At 67.2% G+C, this 411-nt stretch carries 1 protein-coding gene and 1 pseudogene; both read right to left on the reverse strand.

The window, feature by feature from the left end:
* Window positions 1–203: pseudogene (locus SB822_RS55110) on the reverse strand (RND transporter); the annotation flags it as partial.
* A gap of 1 nt (window position 204) precedes the next feature.
* On the reverse strand, window positions 205–411 hold a 207-nt coding region (locus tag SB822_RS55115), incomplete at its 5' end, for a hypothetical protein (protein WP_410858850.1).

Consider the following 411-nt stretch of genomic DNA (forward strand, 5'->3'; position numbering starts at 1 on the left):
TCGAGCACCGGGTCGTCGAACTGCTTCCACCATTCGGTGTTGGCGATGTCGGCCGCGTAGTTGTCGGGGAAGCGGTAGGTCGCGGGCACGTCGAGCGGAGGACGCGAGTAGTTCGGCCCGAGCAGGCAACCGCTCAGGGCAAGGACGCATAGCGCGGACACAAGGCCGGTGGCGAGCGGAGTGGTCAGCGGAGCGCGGCGCATGTCAGTCACCCTCGCGCGGTGCGGACGGGTTGGTCGCCGGGCCACCGCCGACTTTGGGTCCACCCGCTGACGGCGGCACCTTTGGCGGCTCCGCCCCCGGCGCAAAAGGCGGCACATCCCCGGCCTTCCTGGCCTTCTTCTCCGAGCGCTCCGACATCGTCTCGAGCACGTAAAAGAACATCGGAATAAAGAACACCGCAATCGCCGT

The sequence above is a fragment of the Paraburkholderia sp. SIMBA_054 genome (genome assembly GCF_046534875.1).
GTDB classification, from domain to species: Bacteria; Pseudomonadota; Gammaproteobacteria; order Burkholderiales; family Burkholderiaceae; genus Paraburkholderia; species Paraburkholderia hospita.